The 1,671-nt window shown below is 58.6% G+C and carries 1 pseudogene; it reads right to left on the reverse strand.

Annotated features, from left to right (window positions below):
• Positions 1 to 226: 226 nt before the first annotated feature.
• Positions 227 to 1,523 (reverse strand): annotated as a pseudogene (locus ACFX5Q_RS34740) (IS110 family transposase).
• Between the last annotated feature and the right edge of the window lie 148 nt (positions 1,524 to 1,671).

The following is a 1,671-nucleotide window of genomic DNA, read 5'->3' on the forward strand; positions in this document are numbered from 1 at the left end:
CCGACAACGTCCTAAGAGCGGAAGGAAATGGAGGAGACAGTCAAAGTCTCTCTGTTCGTCAGCATGCTCTCGCCGCATGACGCTCGTCAAGTTCCATAGTCGAACCAGGCGGCTTCCACCGGCAAAGGAAAAGGTCTCGTCCATAGCAAACACAGGGTACGCACGATGGCGGCCCTCACCGTCCTCAACACGAGCTTCTGATCCAGGTGGAAGACCCAAGCATTATCTACAGGGTCATCGAAAGCGATGCCCTTACGGCCCTAGCTGACAGAGGTTCTTCCACCTGGCACCCGCCCTTCAACGAAGGGCCGGTAGACGGAACCGCTCTTAACGACGGCGTGTACGACGCGCGCCATCTTGGCGGTAATTGCGGTCATCGCCTTGCGGCGCAGATCTGGATTGTCGCGATCTCTCGCGATGTAGCGTTCGAACTTGTGCCGGAATCCGTTCTCACGCTGTCGGATGGCAACTTGCCCGGCGATCCACAGGGTGCGGCGCAAACGAGCATTGCCGAATTTGGAAAGGCGGGTCTGGCCTCGATATTGGCCGGACTTCTGTGTCGAGAGGTCCAGCCCGCAGAACTTTAGAAACTGGCGATGATGACCGAAACGGCGAAGATCGCCGGCTTCGGCAATGACGGTCAATGCGTTGATCGGTCCGATGCCCGGGATTTGTCGCAGGAGCTGATAATCCTGGCTGTGCCGCAGCAGATCGTCGGCCTGTGCTTCGATCTCATTGCGTTGCCGGATCAGGCTGCGTACTTCGTCAATGACCATCCGGAACATGCGAATGGCAGGCGCATCAAGTGGCAGCGGCAATCCGATCGATGAGCGCGCCGTCTCGAAAATATCCATCAGAATCTGTGTCTTGCTGACCTTGCGGCCGACGACATCCCAAGCTGCTGCCACAAACTCCTCCTTCGTCAGCGCCGTGATGCTTGCTGGGGTCGGAAAGGCATGGAGGAAGGCAAAGAACCAATCGCTGCGGCTGTTTCCCCGGAAGCGATCGATCTCGGGAAAATACAGCGGCAGGTAGTGTGTCAGGATGCGGTGCTGGATCTCGGTCTTGGCCCTGGCGATCGCTTCATGTGTCTTCGACAGTTCCTGCACGTCGTTGATGCCGGCCCGCAGCGGATCATGGTAGACCTGCGTCGCCTGGATCCTGAGCATGTGTAGGATCACCTGGGCATCCTTTGGATCGTTCTTGTCCCAGCTGTTGTGCAAGGCCTCGCGGGTTCGGGCAAGCGCCAGCGACGACACTAGCCGCACCTCGAAACCGGCTTCAACCAGGCGCCATGCTATCGGCCGGTGATAGTTCCCGGTCGCTTCAAAGCCGCAGACCACCGGTTGGCCATACGCCTGCAGAATCTCGATCAGCCGGTCATGCTCTGCGCGGGTGTTGAGAACCGGCAGCCGGCGGCGGCGCTTATGGCCGGGGGCTTCAATCAAGACTTCATTGCGCACCTTGGCGATATCGATCGCTACCAACACCGCATCGGCGGGTATAACATTTGGGCTGGTCATGGTCGGTCTCTCCGGAATGGGTTGTGAACATTCACATTCTAGAGATCCTTCGACTGGCCATGGCCACCTCGATCGGTGCGCGCCTGCAGCGAAAAGCTGCGCGCACCGATGTCTCGGTTGCCTCTCATCATTCTTTCCGTAGGTGCTA

Origin of the sequence: Mesorhizobium sp. IMUNJ 23033 (genome assembly GCF_044778005.1) — a bacterium.
GTDB classification, from domain to species: Bacteria; Pseudomonadota; Alphaproteobacteria; order Rhizobiales; family Rhizobiaceae; genus Mesorhizobium; species Mesorhizobium amorphae_A.